Here is a 20,946-nt window from a genome sequence, read left to right as displayed (position 1 = left end):
TCCCGGTTGGCACAGTGATGTCTTCGCTTCACTCACTTCCTCAATCGCTCGTAGTAAGGTGAGGGAAGCAGCAGGCTGGCGGCATCGAGTGCGTGCCTCAGCTCCATTCCTCTAAGCGAAAGGGCGGACAGCTCGCCCTTCACCGAATGGCCAAGCCGCTTCTTTTCCATCGCCCAGGCAAGTACCTTGCGGTTGACCGCTGCGTGCAGGTAGCGAGCCTCCCGCCACGACAGTCGCCCCGTGTAGTCGGCCAGCAGTTGGGCGGCGGGATGGACCTGCGCCAGACGCTCTTCCCGGGCAACGCTATCGCTATCGAGCAGCAGCAGGCTGGTGACCGTGTCGTCGTAGTGGATTCGCTCGAGTTCACACAGCGACTTGAGCCAGAACCAGGCATCGCCATCGCAGCGCTGGCGGTCGGCCGGAAAGCCGCCCAGCGCCAGGAAGCGCTCCCGGCTCATGCAGACGCCGCTCAGGTGGATGAAGTCGAAGCGGGAAAAGGTCTTGAGCGCCTCGCGGCGCGTCAACACTCCGGTGGGCCCGCTCTCCTGCCTGGGCAGCTGCTGCTGGCCTTCCATCATCTGGCAGGCATGGACGAACAGCTCGACATTGGAATGAGTGGCGATGGCTTCGGCAAAACGGGACAGGTGGTCGAAGAGCAGCATGTTGCCGGCCTCGAAGAAGACCAGCCACGACGCCTCGGCCTGTGAGGCCCCTTGGTTGCAAGCGGCGTAGTCGCCGGGATCGGGCTCGCTACACTGGAGCAGCCGCAGCCGCCCTTTTTGCTCATGTCGCTCGAGCAGCTCGCGGGAACCGTTGGTCGAGCCCTCATCCACCGCCACGACCTCGAAATCGCGAAAGGTCTGCTGGAACAGACTGGAGAGCGAAGCCGACAGCGCGTCTACCTTGTCACGGACAGGCATCACAACCGAAAAGAACGCCATGTCAGTGGCTCCGACGGCGACGCCAACGATGATAGAACGCTACCGCCTGCTCGCCGACCCACGGACGTACCAGACGATGCAGCCAACGCAGGAAGCAGCGGTACCCCAGGTCGAGTTCGTAGAGGCTGCGATGCCAGAGCCACGCCAGGCGACTGCCCGTCTCCAGTGCCCGCATCATACCCAGGTCCTGGCGATCCCCGAAGGTGCCGCGCGAGCGCTTGAAGCTTGCGATCTGGCTGAACGAGACACAGCGCAGCTCGCCCAGGCGGAAGTGATAGCGGGAGTCGTCGAGCATTTCCCGCAGCGTGGCGCCGTGATGCTCGCGGTGGCGGTCGTTGCGCTTTATCCGCGGCCGAGGCGTCAGTTGGGTAGTCAAGGCCAGATAGTCGATGTTCTCGGCCTTGCGCAGCCCGTATAGCTCGAGGACCAGGCTCGCCTCCAGCAGCACCTCGTCAGGCCGGAAATGGTTGTTGGCCATGAAGGAGCGAAAATAAGAGAGCCGGGCCGAGGTGACAGCGAAGCGTCCGAGGCGGGCAAAACGCAGGAAATGCGCGGCGCTGTCTTCGAGCAGCCAGCGTCCCATGCCCACTGCCTCCTCGCCCGCCAGAATCAGCCACTCACCGCGCTTGTCCACCGCCTGGCTGCCGGCCGACGACCACTGGCGATAGACCAGCAGTTCGAGCACGGACGCCTGGCCCGGAAAGATGACGCCGGTCAGCCGCTCCAGATTGACTCTGGCGCGGGGCGTGAGCCGTATGCTCTCACGGTAGCCGACCTCTCCCGTGGCAAACGGCAATGCTCTCGACCTGGCACGTATTCTTCCGCCGCCGGGTCGCATCGCCAGCCGCCAGGCTGAGTCAGCCGACGCCAGGGCTTGCAGGGCGGAGCTTCGCGTCATCGGGTTGGTTGGCAACTCCAGGCCTGCATACGTCGCGCTCATCGCCCACCCCCACTCAGTCAGGCTATGTCCGGAAAGTGCCTGCGCTCGTCGACTTTTCGTACCCGGCCCAGGGCCGACACGCGGTTTTGCCATCAGCCGAAGAAGTGCTCGCCAATCCACTCATTTCGTTTCGATAGTCGCTTCAGAGTGTCCGGGTCGGGCCGCCAGCCCAGCCCGGAGAGGAATGCATCGAGTCGTTCGAGGGTCATGTCCAGCGCCGTGGAGGCATGGCTCGACTGGCCATGAAGATTTTCGAGAATGCCTCGGTAGTCGTGGTCCTGCGGCACCACCACCTTGGTATTGCGCATGCGATGTTCGGATGGGATACCCGACAGGTACCCCTTGTGATAGATGGCGTGATAGCTCAGCGACAGGAAGTGCTCGTCGACGGAGGGCACCCGCACGAGACCGTTCATCCAGACGGCGTGCTCCAGCATCTGACGGGCCTTGTCCGGCGGGTAGTAGCTGCCGTCGCGATGGCTCGTACCGGGCAGGCCGCTGACGCTGTAGATGTCGCAGGCGATGTCCTGGCTCCTGCGGTTCACGCTCACGCAGTCGACGATTCTGGCGGCATCTTCATCGGCGACGAGGATGTCGACGTCCTCTCCCGGCGAGATGTCGGGCAGGGTGTCGAACCAGCGCAGCACGACGTAATCGACGCGCTTCGCCTTCAGGGTATCGAGAAACGCCGTCATACCGGCCTTGCCATCGATGTAACGCCGATGCGTCAGCGGTCGCCGCAGCAGGCTCGCGTAGCGTTGTCGGCCATATCGCTTCAGTTTCTTGAGCAACATTCCGCCCTCCGTGTATCGCAGCGTTCCGGCACCGGCGCTAGGCGCGGCCCGGTGTACAGGTACGATCAGCAACGATCAGCAGGTTGCAAGGCATCGGTCAGGCCGCCGGACGCTGGCCAATACCGGCGGGTTCCTTCCGTCGCCCCGTTGCGGGAGAGCCTCCCCGGAACATGCGCCTGAGACGCCGCCAACCCACCCGCCTCATTCCGAGAGCGACATGGCCACCAGCGTGACGTGGCGCACGGCGACCAGCAGCGGCCTCGGAAAGGGGTACAGGCACATGAAGCGCGGCAGGCCGGTATAGGGCAGCCAGCGGCGAAAGTAGGGGCGATACTGGGTCGTGGGCGGGATGTCGCCGGGGAAGGTATCCGGCACCGGATACCAGGCGTAGTTGCCCTTCAACGAGTCCCGTACCTGGCTACCGGGCTGAAGGTACTCGAAATCGATGACCTTGAGCCCTTGGCAGGGGTCGTAGATCACATTGTGCGGATTGAAGTCGATGCACTCGTACCCCAGCCGCCGATAGTGCAGGATCAGCGTGCGCAGGCGCTCGATGGCCCAGATCGGCAGCAGCCCGTGGGGATAAAACAGCGGCTTCGGGGCGAGAATGCTCGGTAGGCTGTCCTCGTACCATTCGAACACCAGGTAGGAAGGGCCGATCTCCAGGATTCGTGAGACTTCCGGCAGCGAACTGCCGAGCTCCCGCGCCTTGACTTCACGCTCCAGGAAACGCTCCCGGCCCGGGCGGAAGGTCTTGCAGATCGCCCGCCGACCATGGAAGTCGATCAGCTCCACCTTGGCCCGGCGCGCATGCTTGCTGAGGTCGGCCAGCACCGGATAGGGCGTGGCAAAGGCAGCGTTGCGCCGCCTGGCGCTCGCCACCATCTCCGCCACCTTCTCGGGCGCCACCACGGCGAGATATTCCATCGCCTGCATGGCGTTATCGGAGGAGTGAACCGGGTTGCAGTGCTGGGCAGCGGGACGCCCGCGGTTCACCTGCCGGCGCATCTGCTCCTTCACCGCAAAGACCCGCGCATTGTCCACCATCTCGGAAGCGCCAGATGCCTTCGAGGGTGAGCGGTCCGGGTAGACGTCATGAGTCACGAGCAGGTAGGAAGGCAAGCCACCGCTGCATGGGAACGGGCCGCGTCCCCAGTTGCCGCCGCGGATCTGGTCGGCCACTTCGTCGCGATGCGCTCCGTCGATCGGCATCTCGTAGAGCACGTCGAAGCCATGGCGGGCGAGGATTCCCCGCAGGGCATCGAGATGGGGCAGCCCACGTTCACGGATCAGGTAGACGGCGAGGCCCGGCACTGCGTCCCGGCCATGGCCCTGCAGACGCGTCTTGAGCCACGGGTTGACGCCCGACAACTTGAACAGGGTATCCGTGAGCGGCGCCCACCCCGCCTGGGTGAGCCGTGCCTCCAGCTCCTCCAGGCCGAAACGGTGCGGTAGCGACCACAGTCCACAGCGTTCATCCAGCGCCACAATGGCCCTGCCATGGGCTGAGGCCAAAGGCGAGGCTGAGTCGCCCTCGCCGGCGGTTGCGGCAGTTGGCAGGCTGCTGGCAAGACCAAGGTGGTAGACCGCCTCCGCACTGACTGCCAATAGCCGCTGGGCATCGTTGGCTCGCCGGGGCGCCGGCCGGCCGCGCATGCTGGCAAGCAGTTCGCGCGCTCGGCGCACCGGCAGATAGGCCACGCGGTTGCGGTCGCTACCCGGCAGGCCTCCCACGCTGTAAAGTGTACAGCGCAGGTCACCCGGCCGCGCCGCGGGACGCATCAGTGCCGTCGCCTGCGGCACACCTTCGTCGGCCACCAGCAGCACGATCTCCTCCCCGCCGGGCCAGGCCACCTCGGCACCCGGCCAATGCAGGAAGAGATGATCGATATCGCGCTCGGCCAAGGCCGCGGCCAACGCTTCGAATCCGGCCAGCCCGGCAACATGGTACTGCCGCTGGCCACGCCGCTTACTGCGCCAGCCCCGGGTCAAACCTTTTCGTATCTGCTTCCACTTCATGCTGAGCCCCCTCTCGGTTCCGATATGGCAGGCACGGCTCCGTCAGCGCCAGAACGGGTTGCATCACGCGTTCGCTGAAGCAGTCGTCGAATACCTTCAGCGCCGCCGACGGCTTGAACAGGCCGGACGCCACGCCCGGCCAGAGCAGCACATCCTCGCGGCGCACGAAGTGCTCCACCCGGATGGGGATGCGGGGCTCGCCTAGGGCACTGATCACGGCGTAGCGATGCTGGCCTGCCAGCACCTGCCAGCGCCAGCGCCCATCGGGATGACTCAGCACGATGGCGCGAATGTCGCCATCGGTGCCGTCGTGGCGGCGAATCCCATGGATGCGCACCGACTCCAGCACCCGCGCCAGGCGCTCTACCTCGACGTGCAGCTTGAGTTCGCTCACCGGTCCGCAGAATTTCCAGCCCGCCTCGACGCCAAGCGGCCGGCCCAGCACCCTGGCGTTCTCGCGCCCCTCCGTACGCCGCCGCTGGGCGCGCTTCTGCTCCAGCGTGAGCGGGTCCCAGGGCCAGGGCGAGAGCCACGTCGGCAGCGCAGCCAGCTCTCCGGCCTCGTCCTCGTCGAGACCGAAGAACTCAGCCGCCGTACGGGGCTGCCAGTCACGGTAGAAGTGCGTCAGCGCCTCTCGAATCAGCGCACGCTCCTGGCCAGGACTGGACAGGGCCCGCTGCATCACGGCAGCGAGCGGGCGCGGTCGGTCGAAGGGGAAGTTGAGCAGGCCGAAGCCCCAGGCCACGGGTGCGTTCAGCAGCAGGCGGCGCCCCGGGTGGCGATAGCTGAGCAGTAGCGGGTTGCCCTCGTGACTGCGCGCATCCACGGGCCGGAAGCGCTTCATCGACTGGAGATGGTAGCCGGCGGCCTCCACCTTGCGGATGAACCAGAGCCTGATCAGCTGTAGCTCGATTCGCATCTCAGCCTCCCTTGACCATCGGACTCAATACGGTGTCGAGCCGGACGCTCGACTGCCGGGCCTGGCGCGCTTCCCAGATCAGGTCGGCCAGGCCGTCGCTCGGACGGTAATCCAGCGGTGCCGCCAGCAGCAGCTGACGAACGGTGGCGTGGTCGGAAGCGGCCAGCGCCCGCTCGAGCCGGCGCAGGAAGGCTTCGAGCAGCGACCACTCCCAGTAGCGCTCGGAGCTGGTCATGATCCGATCGTGGCACGTGCGTGCCGCCGCATCGCCGATCAGCAGCTCCTCGAACAGCTTCTCGCCCGGCCGCAGCCCCGTATAGACGATTTCGATGTCCCCCTCGGGGTGCCGCTCGTCCCTCACCGACAGGCCGGAGAGACGGATCATGTTCACCGCCAGGTCGTGAATGCGTACCGGCTCTCCCATGTCGAGCACGAACACTTCCCCTCCGCTGCCCATGGCTCCGGCCTGGATGACGAGCTGTGCCGCCTCGGGAATGGTCATGAAGTAACGGGTGATATCGGGGTGAGTGACCTCGACCGGGCCGCCCCGCTCGATCTGCTGGCGGAATCGCGGCACTACCGAGCCGCTCGAGCCGAGCACGTTACCGAAGCGCACCATGCAGAACCGGGTCTGGCTGCCGGCATGTGCGAACGCCTGGCAGATCAGTTCGGCCAAGCGCTTGGAGGCGCCCATGGCGTTGGTGGGCCTCACTGCCTTGTCGGTGGACACCATGACGAAGGTAGACACGCCGCCCTGGATCGCCGCCTGGGCCAGCGCCAGGGTGCCGAAGACGTTGTTGCGCACCCCCTCGACCAGGTTGTACTCGACCATCGGCACGTGCTTGTAGGCAGCGGCATGGTAGACGGTATTCACCTCGAAGGTGTCGAAGAGCGTGGCCAGCGCATCGCCGCTCTGAACCGACACCAGCAGCGGCTTGAGCTCGACGCCTGCCGCCACGGCGGGGTGTCGCGACAACTCCTGCTCGATCGCATAGAGAGCGAACTCGCACTTGTCGAGCAGCAGCAGGCGCACCGGCCGCTGTGCCAGGATCTGCCGGCACAGCTCGCTGCCAATGGAGCCGCCCGCGCCGGTCACCATCACCGTCTTGCCGCGAATATCGGCGTCCATCAGGTCGGGAAAGGGCGGCACCGGCTCCCGGCCCAGCAAATCCTCCAGCGCCACGTCGCGCACCTCCGAGATGCTCGCGCGACCGGCGATGACGTCGGCGCTGCCGGGAATGGTCTTGACGGGTACCGACAGGGCCGAGAGGCGCTGCAGGATCTCCCGGCGCCTGCAGCGCGGGGCACTGGGAATGGCCAGTAGCACCATGGCGGCCTTGTACTCCTCGATCAGCGCCGCCAAGGCCACCGGCTGGTGCACGCGCAAGCCTTCGACCAAGGCACCGTTGAGACCACGCCAATCGTCGACGAAGGCCACCGGCTCGTACTCACGGCCATGGCGCAGGGCCGACACCAGCTCGCTCCCGGCCGCCCCGGCCCCGTAGATCACTACCGGGCGCCGCTTGCGCCGTTGGCTGTGGAGATAGAGTTCGCGCAGCAGAAACCGTACGCTACCGATGCCCAGCAGCAACAGCAGGGCGTAGGTCACCACGATGGGCATCACCAGTCCCGTGCCCATCCACTGCCCGACCAGTTCCGCCACCAGTGCCGAGAGCAGTACCGCCGCACCAACGATGGGCACCGTGGTATGGCTCATGTAGCGGATCACCATCCGATAGAGCCCGAGCCAGTGAAACAGCACCAGGCTGGCCAGGGCCACGACGATGCTGGTTCTCCATAGCCCCAGCTCGGCGAACGGCGCCAGACTTTCACGATGCAGCGCAGCGGCAACGTGCAGGCTGGCCACCATCAGCGCAGCATCGGTCATCACCAACACACGCCGCTTGACGCAGCGTGGCAACACCAGCAGTGGCTGCAAGGGAATCTGCATGGCCTCTTCCTCTGAATTGCCTGACGCCGGTCACTCCTGACCGGGAAGCTCCAGGGCCGCAGCGATCTGCGCCCAGTCGAGATACTTGAAGTTCTGGTTTTGCGAGGCATTTCTACCGCTCTGCACCACGACCAGCCCGGTAGCAAAGCGCTCGCCGAAGTTCAGCGCGCTGACCTCGATCCCGTCGGTCTCACGCACGCTGCCAATGCCGTTCTCGCTGTCTTCGTCGATACGGAAGATGCCCAGCAAACGATAGGGCGGCGAGGCTTCGAGCACGGCGAAGCGATGGTTGCCCTGGCTGGAGACGATCAGGTACCGGTCGGCGTACAGCGCCAGCCCCTCGATATCGGGCTCCAGCGGCGTCTTCGCCTCGATCACCACCTCGCGGCTCGTTCCCGCCTCCGGCGATGCCTGCATGACCCAGACACCGAACTCCTCCTCGCCGACGAACAGCAGCGAGCGGGCATCGTCCACCACGCAACCCTCGGGCCGGGTTTCCAGCCGGAAATAGCGCAGCAGCTCGGCGCGGGGTTCGCCCTGGACGATCTCCAGGCGATGCTGGAGGTAATTACCATCCTTGGCATTGGTGAAGACGTGCAGCTCCTCGCCGTGGCGATAAAGGCAGATGCCGTAGATACCCTCCAAATCGGTGGGGACCAGTCCGATCAGGCTCACCTCCCCGTTCGCATCGATCTCGAATACCGCCAGGCTCTCCTCCTCACGATGAGTCGCCACGGCGACGTCCATGCGCCGCCCGTCGAGCAGCACGTCCTGGCGCAGATCGACGTTGTTGAGTGGTCCCACCGGCAGGGACTGCACACGTTCCCCTGCAGGTCGTAGACTTCCAGGCCACGCTTCTTGTCGGTTCCCAGCACCAGGCTGCGCTCCGGAGCATCGGCGTTGTACCAGATGGCCGGGTCGTCGGCGGCATCGCCGCGGCTCGCCACCGGTACCGTTTCCCCCTGGGCACTGATGACGGCCAAGGGGAAGGCGGCAGCCGGCGCGGACGACGAGCCGGACCAAAGCAGCACCTGGATGACCCCAAGCGTCGCCGCGATTCCCAGCAGCGATCGATAAAAGCGGTTGTTTGGCATGAAGTGCATCGGCCTTGCCCCCTTTATCATCAACGTTCGAGTTCCGGAATGTCCGGTGCCGCAGCCACCGTGTCCCGCAGCCTCACCCAACCCTGTCGATAGAGGTGCCAGCAGATCGCCAGCATCATCCAGAACAGCGTCGAGCGGAGCCCATTGTGGGTGAGCGAATAGACTAGCGGCCCCGCCACCCCCATCCAGACGTAGACCGGCGCATTGCGCAGCGCGAGGAAGATCACGGCCAGGAACAGCCCAAACCCGGGGATGCCATAGGCGAACAGCATGTTGCCGTAGGAGGAGTGGATTTCGCTGTTGTGATAGGGAGCGAAGCGACGACGCTCGCCCTCCGCCGCCCCCAGAATGGCGTATTCCGGGAAGTTGGCCAGCCGGTCGTACTTGCGCTCCTCGTAGGCGTTCTCCACCTTGTCCGGGGCGCGATCCATGCGCGACTGCAGATTGCTCTGCACCTGGCCATCCGAACTCAGGTTCACCACCACCACCACCACCAGAATCAGCGGCACCACCAGCAACAGCCTGGCGAAACGGTGCAGTCGATCCAGATTGGCCACCACCCAGCCCAAGCCGACCAGCACCGCACCGCCCATGGCCCCCAGGGATGAAGCCGCGAGAATGCTGATCACGGCCGCCACCAATCCAGCCAGCATCAGCGGACGCAGCGGCGGGCGAAAATCATCCAGCAGCATGAGCACGACGATGCCACACAGCGAGAAGTAGGCCAGCTGGTTGGGGTTGTTGAAACTCCCCGTGGTACGGTTCGCCCCCGCTCCGAGTTGCAGCAGCACCTGGCTCGCCGCCACCAGCAGCGCGATGGAGAGCCCGTTGCGCACCAGGCTGCGCCCCATCTCGCCGGATAGGCTGAGAAAACGCAGCAATGCCATGCCCACCAGGAAGTTGAAGAGATAGAAGGCGGGGTAGATGAAAAACGCCGTACTCTCCATGACCAGCGCCCAGCCCAGGCAGACCAGCAGTACCCACAGCACCATCAGCGCCCAGCAGAGGGCAAAGGAGGATGCCGCAAGCCGTTTGTCGCCCAGTGCCAGCAGCGACATCAGCCCCGCGAAGCCAAGCAACAGGAAATCGGCGGGCTGGGGCAACCCGCTGGGGAAGACGTAGAGACTCGCCAGGCTAAGGCCGAAGAACAGCAGCACCGCAGCAATCAGGTTCATGGCGATAGGCTCCGGGCGAGCTAGAGATTGGCCATCATGCGGAACGCGACATTGCGCGCGACCAGTTCGTCGTAGGTACCGCTGTCGGTGACCCGCCCCTGGTCGACCATATGGATCACATCGCAATCCTTCACCGTGGTCAGGCGGTGCGCGATCATCACCAGAGTCTTGCCACCGGCGATAGCCGCAATGTCGGCCATCACGCGCTGTTCGGTGATGCCGTCAAGGGCGCTGGTGGCCTCGTCGAGCACTAGCACTTGGGCGTTGCGGTAAAGTGCCCGGGCGATCCCGATACGCTGGCGCTGCCCGCCGGAGAGCTGTACGCCACGTTCGCCGACATAGGTTTCGAGCCCGTCGGGCAAGGAAGCGAGCAGTTCGTCGAGCTGGGCCATGCGCACCGCCTCTTCGACCTGCCCTGCATCGATCTCCTCGCGCGGCACGCCAAAGGCGACGTTCTCGAGAATGGTGGCATCGGCCAGGAAGATGTGCTGAGGCACGAAACCGATGCAGGCTTGCCAGCGTGGCAGGGTCTCCTCGGTCAGCGGCCTCTCGTCCACCAGAATCCGGCCCTGCTGCGGCTGGATCAGTCCCAGCAGCAAGTCCACGGCAGTGGACTTGCCGGAACCGGACGCCCCCACCAGCCCCACCCGGGCTCCAACGGGAATGGTCAGGTTCAGGCCGTTGAGTGCCGCCACGCGCTTGCCCGGGTAGTGAAAGTGCACCTCCTCGAGCCGAATGCTTCTCTGCGGCACCAGCGGAAGTACCTTGTCGTGGGTTCCCACCAGCTCTGCCTCGGCATGCGCCTGACTGGCGATCAGATCCTCGCGAATCGATTCGTAGGCCGCCAGGTTGCCGCGGATATGCGAGATGGCGCCGTACATCTTCTGATAGGCCGGCAGCATCTTGAAACCCGCCAGTGCATAGATCGACAGCGCCGGCAGGATCGTGCCCAGGTTGCCCTGGTGGGAATTCAGCAAATAGAGCACCAGCAGGATCACCGAGCCAAAGGCAACCATCTCGATGGCATAGCGGGGCGCCTCGCTCAGGCCCTGGGTCACCCCCTGGCCGCGCGCCACCTGCTGGCTGGCCCGGTCGAACTGAGTGGTGAAGGTGGCCTGGCGACGCAGCAACAGCAGATCCTTGATCCCGCCGAACCCCTCCGTCATCAGCTTGAAGCGCTTGGCCTGTGAGCGTGATACCCGCCGGCCATTGGAGATCAGAAAGCGCCGAACCGTCTTGTACAGCAATAGGTAGGAGGCAATGAAGATCAGGATGCCGCTGGCCGCCACGACCGGGTTGTAGAGGAAGATGGTGAGCGACATGCAGGTCACCATGACCAGCTTGGCATTGAGCTGCATGAAGGGGTTGATCACCCGGTTGGTGACTCGCTGGACTTCCTGTGAAGCACGGTTGATCAGCCGACTGCTGCTGCCACCGGCATGGAACAGCCAGGGCTGATGCAGGTAGTAGCGATAGAGCCGGCTGGAGAGCTCCGCACCGACCTGGGCGCCATAGAGCGACAGTCGCCAGGTGGTGTACATGGAGAACATTGCCGCCACCAGCAGTACCGCGAGCACGCTGACGCCCAGCAGCGAGAGAAAGCGCTCGGGGCTGTCGAAGCCGCTCAATCGGTAGGCCTGGGCCAGCCAGCCCTCGCCCTGAAGCCGGCTCATGTCGCCCACCACCGCCATGAAGGGTCCGATGGCGATGACGCTGGCTATCTCGGCGAAGGCCATGACGATGATAAGGCCCTGCAACCGCAGCAGGCGTCGCCGCTGTCCCGGAGACAGCAAGGAGTAAAGCTCGCGCAGTTGGGTCACCATGCGCTGTCACCGGTAGGCATAGATGTAGTTGCCATAATGGCCATAGCGGTTGCTGGTCGGCTTTTCCAGACCGTTGAGGATTGCGCCCTTCAGCCGCACCCCGGCACTCTCCAACCGGCGCTTGGCCGCCTTGATCTCGGCTGGCGGATTGACACCGAAGCGCACCACCAGCAGGCTGGTGCCGGCCAACTTGCCGACGACGGCCGCATCGGTGACCGCCAGTACCGGCGGCGTGTCGATCACCACCAGGTCGTAGACGCCGCTCATGGCCTGGAGAAAGTCATGGAAGCTGCGCTGCATCAGCAGCTCGGAAGGATTGGGTGGCACCGTGCCCCGGGTCACGAAGTCCAGACCCTCCACCTCACTGGCTCGAATCGCCTCGTCACGCTCGATTCGCTGAGCCAGCAGCTCCGAGAGGCCCGGTACACCCTTGACGTGAAAGGCATGGTGCAGACGACCGCGCCGCATGTCGGCATCGATCAGCAGCACGCGCTGGCCGGCCTGGGCGCACACCACCGCGAGATTGGCCGCCACGAAGCTCTTGCCCACCCCCGGCCCCGCCCCGGCAATCATCAGGCGGTTGTTGCCCGCCTCCAGCATGGCGAAGTAGAGGCTGGTACGCAGGCTGCGCAGCGCCTCGACGGAAAGTTCTGCGGGCTCTTCCACTGCCAGCAGGCCGCGGAAGACATCCTGCTGCTGCTTCGCTCCGGCCAGCCGCATGCGTCGCGTGAGCCGGCCCTGTCCCGCCGAGTCAGGCAGCGTGGCATACACCGGCAGCCCGATCTCCTCGAGCTGGTCGGGGCTCTTGACCGCCTGGCTCAGCAACAGCCGCAGGATGACGCCCAACGCTGCCAGCAGCGCACCGATCAAGCCACTGATGAGCGTAGTGAGCGGAACCCGTGGCGAGATGATACCCGGCTGCATTTCGGCATTGTCGAGAATACGCACGTTGCCCACCGTGCCGGCCTTGAGCAGGCGCATCTCCTGACGCTGGTTGAGCAGTTGCACGTAGACCTGCTGGTTGACCTGGGTATCCCGGGTCAGCCGCAGTACCTCCTGCTGGGTTTCGGGTAGCTCGCCGACCAAAGCATTGATTCTCTCGCGCTCCGCCTGCAGCTGTGAACGCTGCCGTAGCAGCGCTTGATAGTTGGGATGCGTCGGCCGGAAGCGCTCGGCCAGATCCGCTTCGGCCAAGGCCAGTTCGGTGAGCTGATTCTCGACCGCTACCAGCCGGGTGAGCAGGTTCTGGGTTTCGAAGGTGAGATCGACGGAATCGCGCTGGGAACGATAGCTGTTCAGTTGATTTTCCGCTTCCGTCAACAGCTCGTTGACCTGGGGAATCTGCTCGTCGAGGAAGGCGAGCTGTTTCTCGGCTTCCTCCGACTGGCGTTGCACGTTCTGGGTCAGGAATACCCCGGTGATGGTATCCAGCGTCTGCTGGGTCAGGATCCGATCCGGCCCGTTCAGGAATACCTGGTAGACGCCCGAGTCCTTGCCGCGCGGCATGATCATGAAGCGCCGCTGGAGCTGACCGATGGCACTGAGCCGGGACATGCGCCGGACGTGGAACTCGGCCCCCGCATGGGCGTCCAGTTGGCTGACGAATATGCGATAGCCCTGTTCGTTGGAGACCGTCTCGCCGGCTCGGCCGCTCAGCAGGAGCGTCTCGTCCAGCCACAGCTCGTAGGTGTCTTCACCCGTGACCCTCAGAGTGTGCTGCCAGCCTTCGTTCTCTACCGGCGTTTCGAAGCGGGAGAGCCGTAGCGTCTCTCCCGCCCAGACATAAGGCGATCCCAACGACGCCTTGGCACCCGGCAAACGCTGGAGCAGGAACTCGGGTACGAGACGTTCCAACCAGGCGTACTGGACGCCATGGTTGACCAGGAAGTCGCCTACCCATGGCATTCGGCGCGGCTCGATGTTAAGCGTCAGGTCGAGCCGATCGACGGTTTCCCCCATGACCATGCGCGACTGAAGTATCTCGAGCTCGGCCGCGGTCGGGTTGCCGAGCTGCTCACCCCCGGCCAGCGAATCGAGAAGGCTCAATATCGCGGCCCGGTTCTCGACCTGGATCAGCGCATCGGATTGATAGATACGTGGCTGGGAACTCGAATAAAAATACCCCGCCAGCATGAATGCCAGGATGCTGCCAAGTAGGAGAAATTTCCTGCCGTTCAGCGCGTCGACCAGCTTCCTCAGGCTTATGTCGCTGCTCTCGGAAGGTGCCGGAGGAGATCCTGGCGGGTTGGAAAAAATCGTCATGTCGATGCCTCTTTACTCGTGATTTAACGAGACAAGCAAGCCTTACAGTTCACCGACGTTATCCACCGACCTGGCAACATCACCCGGCAGTGTCACCGAAGGAATCAGCAGCGAGATGACATTGTTCCAACGTGCCAGCGGCGCTGAGGTCACATAGACGACATCTTGGGGATTCAGGGGGAATCTGGTGCCCAGCATCAGGCGTGTTGCATCGCTGATATCCAGCTGATAGACCGTTGCCAATTTCTCGCTTTCCGGCGGATTTCCGCGTACTACAAAGATACCGGAGGGTTGCGCCCGGCTCTCATTGACGCCGCCGGCCCGGGCCAGAGCATCCGTCAGCGACAGGCGCTCGTTGCCCAGCGCAATGGCTCCAGGCTTCAATACCTGACCAAGCACCACCACGTTCTGGTTCTCGGAGGTGGGTACGTGCAACAGATCGCCGTCACGCAGCAGACGGTTCTGTGTCAGATCGCCCTGGCGCAGCATGGCGAACAAGGAGATGCGCTCCTCACGCCCGTCGCGGTTGAGCAGCACGTTGTGCCAGTCGGCATCGTTGCGCGCACCGCCCGCTTCGCTGATGGCGTCCAGAACGGTCAACGGCACGATGGTCAGAGGCTGCACTCCCGGGCGTTCCACGGCTCCGCTCACATAGATCTTCTGCGAGCGGAACGCGGCGATGCCAACCTCCACCTGCGGGTTGGTGATGACCTCGGAAAGCCGGCGGGTGATCAGTCCACGCAATTCCTCGAGCGTCATTCCCGCCACCTGCACCCGGCCGACATAGGGATAGAACATAGTCCCGTCGGGGCGCACCCGATTGCCGGTTTCCGACGCCGCGCGCTCGCTACCGGCCGGTATGGTCAATTCCGGGTGGTCGTAGACGATGACGCTGACGACGTCACCGGGCCCAAGACGATACTCATATTGTTCGAGTTCACGCTGCAGTTCGGCGGGAAGCGGCCTCGAAGCCGGCTCGACAATCCTCATGCCCATGACCAGTTCTGGCGTTATTGGCTGTATGTCGACCCTCGCATCGAGCGCTTCGTCAAGCCGCCTTTCATCGATATGGCCACCCGGCGAGTATGCGCAACCAGCCAGGAAAATCAGCACGATCATCAGCGTCAACGCAGCTAGAAATCTCGCTTTGCTCGCTGCCCGGGAGCGGCCATTCGAACTGTCAAGAGCCCAAATGCCTTCTCTGTTCGCTAACGTCATCATTGTTCCGTCTCCCCTGCGGGATCCCATCGACACGCTACCGCCCCGGATTCACTGGCAGCCATCCGAAGCCATTCTTTTCTTCTTGTCCGGCTTCGTTGCGGCACCGACCTGGTAGTTACATTTCGTAACTTCGCAGATGCAAAAAACATGACGCCTTGATGAAGCCAAAGATACATTCAGGTTACATTGGCGTTTCAACGGCACCAGATGGTTTTTGGGTCAGCCGTGGGCTGAAAATGGGGAATAAAAAAACGCTAAGAAAAGCATGGAAGGACAGGAAAAAACGTATGAGGAAAAATCAGCAGGAAAAGTGAGCCAAAGCGATCCTTGGCAAGAGCCACGATACCTACTGCGAAGGAACATCAAGCAGTTGGACGTCAGTCCTTGAGCACGGCCCTGGCGCTACAGTCGCCTGATCCACTCTCGGGCGGCGTCGCCCAGGAGCTGGTGCGTCTGCCGAAACGTCTCCACAGAGCGACGATAAGGGTCGGGAATATCGCACCCCTGGCCCTGGGCAAGCCAGTGCCCCAGACGCATGACCTTACCCATCGCCTGGGGCCAGCGCTCGGTGATCTCTCGCCGCTGCTCTTCGCTCATCACCAGTACCAGGTCTGCCTCCATCAGATGCTGCGCTTCGAGCTGCCGGGCCGCATGGCGGGACACGTCGAGCCCCTCGGCTTCGGCAAGCGCTCGCGCACTGGGCTCGACGCCTCGATCGGTCAAGGCGGCCAACCCGGCCGAACTCACGCGGCAGCGGGGCAACTGGCGCTGGAGCATCGCCGCCGCTACGGGACTGCGACAGATATTGCCGCGACAGACCACTAGGATGGAGTGGATCATGAACGTAGTACTCTCAAGAAACGTAGTACTCTCAAGAAAAGAGTTCTTTCCGATTATCGCTGCGTCCAGCCCATGATGAGTGGAAAAACATTGGCATCTGGCTCAGCATAGGACCAGCCGAAGCGATCTTCGAGCGAGGGACATTGAGGATACTGACAAACGTAGCGAGCGATGGCCAGGCAAGGCGAAAACCTTTGAAAGAGCGCAGTTTACTGGCTGTAAATGAGCATCTTGAAAAGGTTTTCAACGCCGCATGGGCGAGCGCAGTAGTTTGTCGGCATTCTCATTGAGTGAGGCTTTCGAAGCAGTGACCAAGGTGGGGAGCAGGGAATGAAAGACCGCAGCGCCATGCGCCTGGCCCGTCTACAGCAGGCGCTTGCCGGTGGCGGTACCATCCATCTCCGCGAGGCCGCCCGCCTCTGCGGTGTCTCGGAAATGACCATTCGCCGCGACTTGGCCGCAAGCGATGGCGCCATGACCCTGCTCGGCGGACGCCTGGTGATGGCCAACCATCCGCACTATGCCCCGGTCTACGACGTCGACGTGCAGAAGGACAGCCATGCCCTGGCCAAGCGTCGTCTCTGCGAACGCGCCGCCGGTTTCATTGCCGATGGCGACACCCTGTTCATCGACTGCGGCACCACCCTGCTCCCCCTGGTGAGCCAGCTCGCCACCCGCGAACGCCTCACCGTGGTGACCTACGCCCTCAACGTGGCCAACGCGGTCAGCCTGATGTCCGAGGTGCGCCTGGTACTTTTGGGTGGCCTCTACCATGCCAGCTCTCAGTCCTTCGGCAGCGACGACATGAGCGCGGCGATCAAGCGCCTGGGCATCAACCGCGCCTTCATTTCCGCCGCCGGCGTGCACGCCGAACGCGGCGTCAGCTGCTTCCACTTCCACGAGGTCGCTCCCAAGCAGGCCGCCATCGCCTGCGCCGAGCAACGCCTGCTGGTGGTAGACGAGAGCAAGATCGGCCAGGTGCGCCCTGCCTACTTCGCCCGCCTCGACGACTTCGACGTGGTCATCACCGACGGCGACATGGCACTGCCGCAGACCAACGGCGGCCCCAGGATCGTCGCCGCCTGACCCCGGACACGACGAAGCCGGAACACGTCCGGCTTCTGGAGTGGTGGTAATGGCCGAGCGCAGCCAGTTTTCGTCCAAGCCTACCCGCACTTGGACCAGCCACAGCCCGCATAGCACGTCGGACACCCATCCATCATGATCAGCTCGCCGCGGCACTCCGGGCAGTGACCGACCACGGTGGGGCCATCGCCTTTCTCTTCGGCGACTGCCGCCTTGGCCTGCTGCTCGGCCTGCGCTTCCTCTTCCGGCGTGGGCGGCTGCCAGGGGTGGCCGTGGGTCAGGCGGTGGGCGTAGCGGCGCACCAGCTCCTCCACCGGCACCTGGTTGCCGTCCTGGTCGAGGAAGCCGCGGCGGTAGAGGATCTGCTGGATCGACCAGGCGATGGCCGCCACCTCGGAGTCGTGGAACATCGGCTTGCCCCAGCGGTTCATGCCGCAGCGCACCAGGCCCTTGTCCCACGCCACCTTGCGCAGGTCGGCCACCGCCTGGGTGACGTAGCCGCCGCGGGCGGCCAGCGACAGGCTGCGCATGGTGGCGGTGATCCACTGGTGTTCGCTGGAGAGCTGGCCGGAGGGGAAGAAGAACTCCACCGGACGCTCGATCACCACGCGCTTGCCGTCGAGCACGCCCTCCACCGGCATGAAGGAGACCAACAGGTAGACCTTCTTGCGGCCCTCGGCGCCGACGTAGGAGATCTTCTCTGAAACGGCCTCGAGGGTGCCCTCGGGACGCGAGGGGATACGTACCGTGAGTGGGTTCTCGTCGGCCAGCGGCGGCGCTTCCACCGCCTTCTTGACGCTGTAGGAAACGATCTTGGACTTGATTTCGACGGCCATCACGGGGCTCCTGCGGAAAGGAATTCAAAGACGCGCAGCTTCGCTCGCTCGGGGCTGATCCGGCGACACGTCTGCGAGGAGGCGCTGTGAATACTTCCCTGTACGCTACCGATACCATCCATGGTGTCGGACCTCCTCTTCGACGTGTCCCCGGCGCCCCTCGCTACCGGCCGTTGGAAGGGCACAGACTTACCATTTGCCATAAGTGCCTTCCTTCAGCGCGTCATACAGGTTCGCTGCGTTGTGCTCCTCGCCGTCGTAGATCACCTTCTCGTCGCCCTTGAGCTCCAGCGTCTCGCCATTCTCCAGCTCGAACACGTAGGTGGTGTTCTTGAGATCGTCCTCGCGCACCAGCACGCCCTGGAACGCCTCGGGGTTGAAGCGGAAGGTGGTGCAGCCCTTGAGCTTGCTCTCGTAGGCGTCAAGGTAGAGATCCTTGAACTGCTCGAAGGGAAACTCGGTGGGCACGTTGACCGTCTTGGAGATGGCCGAGTCGACCCACACCTGGGCCGCCGCCTGTACCGCCACGTGCTGCTTGGGGCTGACCGCGTCGGCGGTGATGAAATAATCCGGCAGGTCGCTCTCCACCGCGTCGCTGGCGATGAAGTGGCGGTAGGCCGCCAGTTCGAAGGAGACCACTTCCACCTGCTCCTTGGTCTTCTTGCCCGACTGGATCACGTTGCGGAAGTAGCGGTGCGAGAACGACGGCTCGATGCCGTTGGAGGCGTTGTTGCCCAGCGACAGCGAGATGGTGCCGGTCGGTGCGATGGAACTGTGGTGGGTGAAACGCGCGCCGTGCTCGGCCAGCGCCGCGACCAGCTCCGGCTCCACCTCGGCGACCTTCTGCATGTAGCGGCTGTAGCGGGCGTGCAGGATGCGCCCCGGCACCTTATCACCGATCTCATAGCCGTCCTTCGCCAACTCCGGGCGCTCGCGCATCATCTTCGGCGTGATCTCGAAGTCCTCGGCCAGTATCGGCGCCATGCCCTTCTCGCGGGAGAGTTCCAGCGCCTGCTTCCAGCCCTCGAGGGCCAGGTTGCGGCTCACTTCCTCGGTGAAGGCCAGCGACTCGGCGGAGCCATAGGGGATCTTGAGCATGGTCAGGGTCGAGCCGAGGCCGAGGAAGCCCATGCCGTGACGGCGCTTGGCCTCGATCTCGCGGCGCTGGCCCTCAAGGGGCAGACCGCTGATCTCGACCACGTTGTCGAGCATACGGGTGAAGATCGCCACCACCTGGCGGTAGCGCTCCCAGTCGAAGCGCGGCTTCTTGCCGAAGGGGTCGATGACGAAGCGGGTCAGGTTGACCGAACCGAGCAGGCAGGCACCTTCCGGCGGCAGGGGCTGCTCGCCGCAGGGGTTGGTGGCGCGGATCTCCTCGCAGAACCAGTTGTTATTCATGCGGTTGACCTGGTCGATCAGGATGAAGCCCGGCTCGGCGAAGTCGTAGGTGGAACGCATGATGGTGTCCCACAGCTCGCGGGCCTTGATCACCTCGACGATACGGCAGGCCACGCGGCCTTCGGCGTCAACGCTGTAACCCTCCTCGATCACCGGCCAGTCGCGGTAGATCAGGTCCTCGGGCTTGACGTCCTCCTTCTCGCCGGCGTGCAGCGGGAAGGCCAGCGGCCAGTCGGCGTCGTTCTTCACCGCTTCCATGAACTCGTCGGTGATCAGCAGCGAGAGGTTGAACTGGCGCAGCCGGCCGGCTTCGCGCTTGGCCTCGATGAAGCTGCGCACGTCGGGGTGGCCGACGTCGAAGGTGCCCATCTGGGCGCCGCGGCGACCGCCCGCCGAGGCCACCGTGAAGCACATCTTGTCGTAGATATCCATGAACGCCAGCGGGCCGTTGGTGCCGGCGCCGGCGCCGAACACGAAGGCGCCCTTGTGACGCAGGGTGGAGAACTCGTAGCCGATGCCGCAGCCCGCCTTGAGGGTCATGCCGGCATCCACTACCGAGGAGAGGATGTCATGCATGGAGTCGCGGATGGTGCGCGAGACGGTGCAGTTGATCAGGCTCACCGCCGGCTTGTAGTCCTCGGCGCCGGCGTTGGACATGATGCGTCCGGCGGGAATGGCGCCGTTCTCCAGCGCCCAGCGGAACTTGGGCAGCCACTCCTCGGCCTTGTCGCCTTCCACCGCGGCCAGGGCACGCGCAACGCGATCCCAGGTCGCCGCCACGTCCTTGTCGACGGGCCGGCCATGACGATCCTTGAGCCGATACTTGGAGTCCCAGATATCGCGTGAGGGCGCTTGCATAGGCACCTCGTGGGATGTCTTGACGGCCTTGGTGGAAGTACTCATGCAGGGATCTCCAGTCAGGGTCAAAAGTTCAAATCGTTCAACGTTCCTGGCGCGCCATGCGCTCGAAGCGTGCCAGCCATTCCCCGAGCCGGCCCTGGGCCAGGCCCTCCTCGCGGCTGTCGAGCAGGTTCTTGACCATCAGGCCGAGCTCGGTATCGCCCTCGATCACCAGCCGGCGCTGGAAGAACAGCGCGTCGGGATCCTCGCGCCGGGTCGCCAGGCACAGGAACTCGCGCCAGCCGCCGCGGATGGTGGCTTCGCCCGCCTCCGGGCTGAGCCGGAAGCGCTCCGCATCGAGGGTCAGCGTCAGCGCCACGCCCAGGTCCTCGATGTGCAGCGAGATGCGCCGCCCTTCGAGCACATCGAACTCGCCCTCTGCCAGAGGCTCGGCGAAGGTACGGTTGAGCAGCGGCTCGATCAGTTGACGCTTCACCGCAAGCGGCACGCGGGGATCGATGGCACGAATCAGTCGAGTCGGGGCCGGGGGGCGTGGCAAGCGCGACAGAGAAAGAGGAAGCATAGCGACTCTCCGGTGAAGCGAACCCATGGATTCGGTGCGGCCAGGTGGCCATGAAACCGATCATCCTAAGCTCGACGCCGCCTGCCTGCACTGATATGCGTCAAGCCTGTGCCAATGCCCCCAACCGGGGCCTTGGCTACCATATATAGCCAAGTCTAGGGGATCAAGCACCATATCTGGGTTTTATTTTTAACGCTAACGCTTGCAATCCGATA

15 protein-coding genes and 1 pseudogene are annotated in these 20,946 nt (G+C 64.1%); 1 reads left to right on the top strand and 15 read right to left on the bottom strand.

Annotation, left to right across the window (positions count from 1 at the left end; all coding sequences use genetic code 11):
- Positions 1-32: 32 nt before the first annotated feature.
- From EKK97_RS01000 to EKK97_RS00940, 12 genes and pseudogenes are all read right to left on the bottom strand, one after another.
- Positions 33-941: a glycosyltransferase family A protein gene (locus tag EKK97_RS01000; protein WP_159548084.1), complete on the bottom strand. Its 909-nt coding sequence runs from the start codon at positions 939-941 to the stop codon at positions 33-35.
- A 1-nt stretch (position 942) separates the two neighbouring features.
- Positions 943-1,839 (bottom strand): hypothetical protein, encoded by an 897-nt coding sequence (locus EKK97_RS00995; protein WP_159548082.1) that lies wholly within the window; start codon positions 1,837-1,839, stop codon positions 943-945.
- Positions 1,840-1,973: 134 nt separating this feature from the next.
- Positions 1,974-2,675, bottom strand: coding sequence for a hypothetical protein (locus tag EKK97_RS00990; protein WP_159548080.1), 702 nt, complete (start codon positions 2,673-2,675; stop codon positions 1,974-1,976).
- A gap of 201 nt (positions 2,676-2,876) precedes the next feature.
- A complete protein-coding gene (locus tag EKK97_RS00985; protein ID WP_159548079.1) occupies positions 2,877-4,694 on the bottom strand; it encodes a hypothetical protein in 1,818 nt (605 codons plus the stop codon).
- Positions 4,645-5,613 (bottom strand): ParB N-terminal domain-containing protein, encoded by a 969-nt coding sequence (locus EKK97_RS00980; protein ID WP_159548077.1) that lies wholly within the window; start codon positions 5,611-5,613, stop codon positions 4,645-4,647. The genes EKK97_RS00985 and EKK97_RS00980 overlap by 50 nt, the downstream gene beginning before the upstream one ends.
- Position 5,614: 1 nt before the next feature.
- Positions 5,615-7,564, bottom strand: a complete 1,950-nt coding sequence (locus EKK97_RS00975) for a polysaccharide biosynthesis protein (protein WP_159548076.1) — start codon at positions 7,562-7,564, stop codon at positions 5,615-5,617.
- 30 nt (positions 7,565-7,594) lie between these two features.
- Positions 7,595-8,658: pseudogene (locus EKK97_RS00970) on the bottom strand (phytase).
- A 29-nt stretch (positions 8,659-8,687) separates the two neighbouring features.
- Positions 8,688-9,842, bottom strand: a complete 1,155-nt coding sequence (locus tag EKK97_RS00960) for a hypothetical protein (RefSeq protein ID WP_159548070.1) — start codon at positions 9,840-9,842, stop codon at positions 8,688-8,690.
- Between the two features lie 20 nt (positions 9,843-9,862).
- The gene (locus tag EKK97_RS00955) at positions 9,863-11,665 is read right to left on the bottom strand and encodes an ABC transporter ATP-binding protein (protein WP_159548068.1); all 1,803 of its coding nucleotides are present in this window, start codon (positions 11,663-11,665) and stop codon (positions 9,863-9,865) included.
- A 6-nt stretch (positions 11,666-11,671) separates the two neighbouring features.
- On the bottom strand, positions 11,672-13,927 hold the full coding sequence (locus EKK97_RS00950) for a polysaccharide biosynthesis tyrosine autokinase (protein WP_159548066.1): 2,256 nt from the start codon (positions 13,925-13,927) through the stop codon (positions 11,672-11,674).
- A gap of 42 nt (positions 13,928-13,969) precedes the next feature.
- On the bottom strand, positions 13,970-15,046 hold the full coding sequence (locus tag EKK97_RS00945; protein WP_201297084.1) for a polysaccharide export protein: 1,077 nt from the start codon (positions 15,044-15,046) through the stop codon (positions 13,970-13,972).
- Positions 15,047-15,550: 504 nt separating this feature from the next.
- Complete coding sequence (locus EKK97_RS00940; protein WP_159548064.1) at positions 15,551-15,988, bottom strand: low molecular weight protein-tyrosine-phosphatase; 438 nt, start codon at positions 15,986-15,988, stop codon at positions 15,551-15,553.
- A 330-nt stretch (positions 15,989-16,318) separates the two neighbouring features.
- Here EKK97_RS00940 and EKK97_RS00935 point away from each other — a divergent pair, with 330 nt between their 5' ends.
- The gene (locus EKK97_RS00935) at positions 16,319-17,074 is read left to right on the top strand and encodes a DeoR/GlpR family DNA-binding transcription regulator (RefSeq protein WP_159548062.1); all 756 of its coding nucleotides are present in this window, start codon (positions 16,319-16,321) and stop codon (positions 17,072-17,074) included.
- An 80-nt stretch (positions 17,075-17,154) separates the two neighbouring features.
- Here the strand turns inward: EKK97_RS00935 and EKK97_RS00930 are convergent, their stop codons facing one another.
- The 3 genes from EKK97_RS00930 to ubiT all read right to left on the bottom strand — a co-directional run bounded on the left by EKK97_RS00930 (position 17,155) and on the right by ubiT (position 20,731).
- Positions 17,155-17,910, bottom strand: coding sequence for a ribonucleoside-diphosphate reductase (locus tag EKK97_RS00930; RefSeq protein WP_159548060.1), 756 nt, complete (start codon positions 17,908-17,910; stop codon positions 17,155-17,157).
- Positions 17,911-18,099: 189 nt separating this feature from the next.
- On the bottom strand, positions 18,100-20,211 hold the full coding sequence (locus tag EKK97_RS00925) for an adenosylcobalamin-dependent ribonucleoside-diphosphate reductase (RefSeq protein ID WP_159548058.1): 2,112 nt from the start codon (positions 20,209-20,211) through the stop codon (positions 18,100-18,102).
- Positions 20,212-20,248: 37 nt separating this feature from the next.
- Complete coding sequence (ubiT, locus tag EKK97_RS00920; RefSeq protein ID WP_159548056.1) at positions 20,249-20,731, bottom strand: ubiquinone anaerobic biosynthesis accessory factor UbiT; 483 nt, start codon at positions 20,729-20,731, stop codon at positions 20,249-20,251.
- Positions 20,732-20,946 lie beyond the last annotated feature (215 nt).

It is taken from the genome of Billgrantia tianxiuensis, assembly GCF_009834345.1.
Classification (GTDB): Bacteria; Pseudomonadota; Gammaproteobacteria; order Pseudomonadales; family Halomonadaceae; genus Halomonas; species Halomonas tianxiuensis.
This window is presented reverse-complemented; position numbering and strand designations above follow the sequence as displayed.

Bases quoted from the DNA above. Each gene is read 5' to 3' on its own strand.
- EKK97_RS01000 (WP_159548084.1), bottom strand. From the start codon at position 941: ATGGCGTTCTTTTCGGTTGTGATGCCTGTCCGTGACAAGGTAGACGCG.
- EKK97_RS00995 (WP_159548082.1), bottom strand. From the start codon at position 1,839: ATGACGCGAAGCTCCGCCCTGCAAGCCCTGGCGTCGGCTGACTCAGCC.
- EKK97_RS00990 (WP_159548080.1), bottom strand. From the start codon at position 2,675: ATGTTGCTCAAGAAACTGAAGCGATATGGCCGACAACGCTACGCGAGC.
- EKK97_RS00985 (WP_159548079.1), bottom strand. From the start codon at position 4,694: ATGAAGTGGAAGCAGATACGAAAAGGTTTGACCCGGGGCTGGCGCAGT.
- EKK97_RS00980 (WP_159548077.1), bottom strand. From the start codon at position 5,613: ATGCGAATCGAGCTACAGCTGATCAGGCTCTGGTTCATCCGCAAGGTG.
- EKK97_RS00975 (WP_159548076.1), bottom strand. From the start codon at position 7,564: ATGCAGATTCCCTTGCAGCCACTGCTGGTGTTGCCACGCTGCGTCAAG.
- EKK97_RS00960 (WP_159548070.1), bottom strand. From the start codon at position 9,842: ATGAACCTGATTGCTGCGGTGCTGCTGTTCTTCGGCCTTAGCCTGGCG.
- EKK97_RS00955 (WP_159548068.1), bottom strand. From the start codon at position 11,665: ATGGTGACCCAACTGCGCGAGCTTTACTCCTTGCTGTCTCCGGGACAG.
- EKK97_RS00950 (WP_159548066.1), bottom strand. From the start codon at position 13,927: ATGACGATTTTTTCCAACCCGCCAGGATCTCCTCCGGCACCTTCCGAG.
- EKK97_RS00945 (WP_201297084.1), bottom strand. From the start codon at position 15,046: ATGATCGTGCTGATTTTCCTGGCTGGTTGCGCATACTCGCCGGGTGGC.
- EKK97_RS00940 (WP_159548064.1), bottom strand. From the start codon at position 15,988: ATGATCCACTCCATCCTAGTGGTCTGTCGCGGCAATATCTGTCGCAGT.
- EKK97_RS00935 (WP_159548062.1), top strand. From the start codon at position 16,319: ATGAAAGACCGCAGCGCCATGCGCCTGGCCCGTCTACAGCAGGCGCTT.
- EKK97_RS00930 (WP_159548060.1), bottom strand. From the start codon at position 17,910: ATGGCCGTCGAAATCAAGTCCAAGATCGTTTCCTACAGCGTCAAGAAG.
- EKK97_RS00925 (WP_159548058.1), bottom strand. From the start codon at position 20,211: ATGAGTACTTCCACCAAGGCCGTCAAGACATCCCACGAGGTGCCTATG.
- ubiT (WP_159548056.1), bottom strand. From the start codon at position 20,731: ATGCTTCCTCTTTCTCTGTCGCGCTTGCCACGCCCCCCGGCCCCGACT.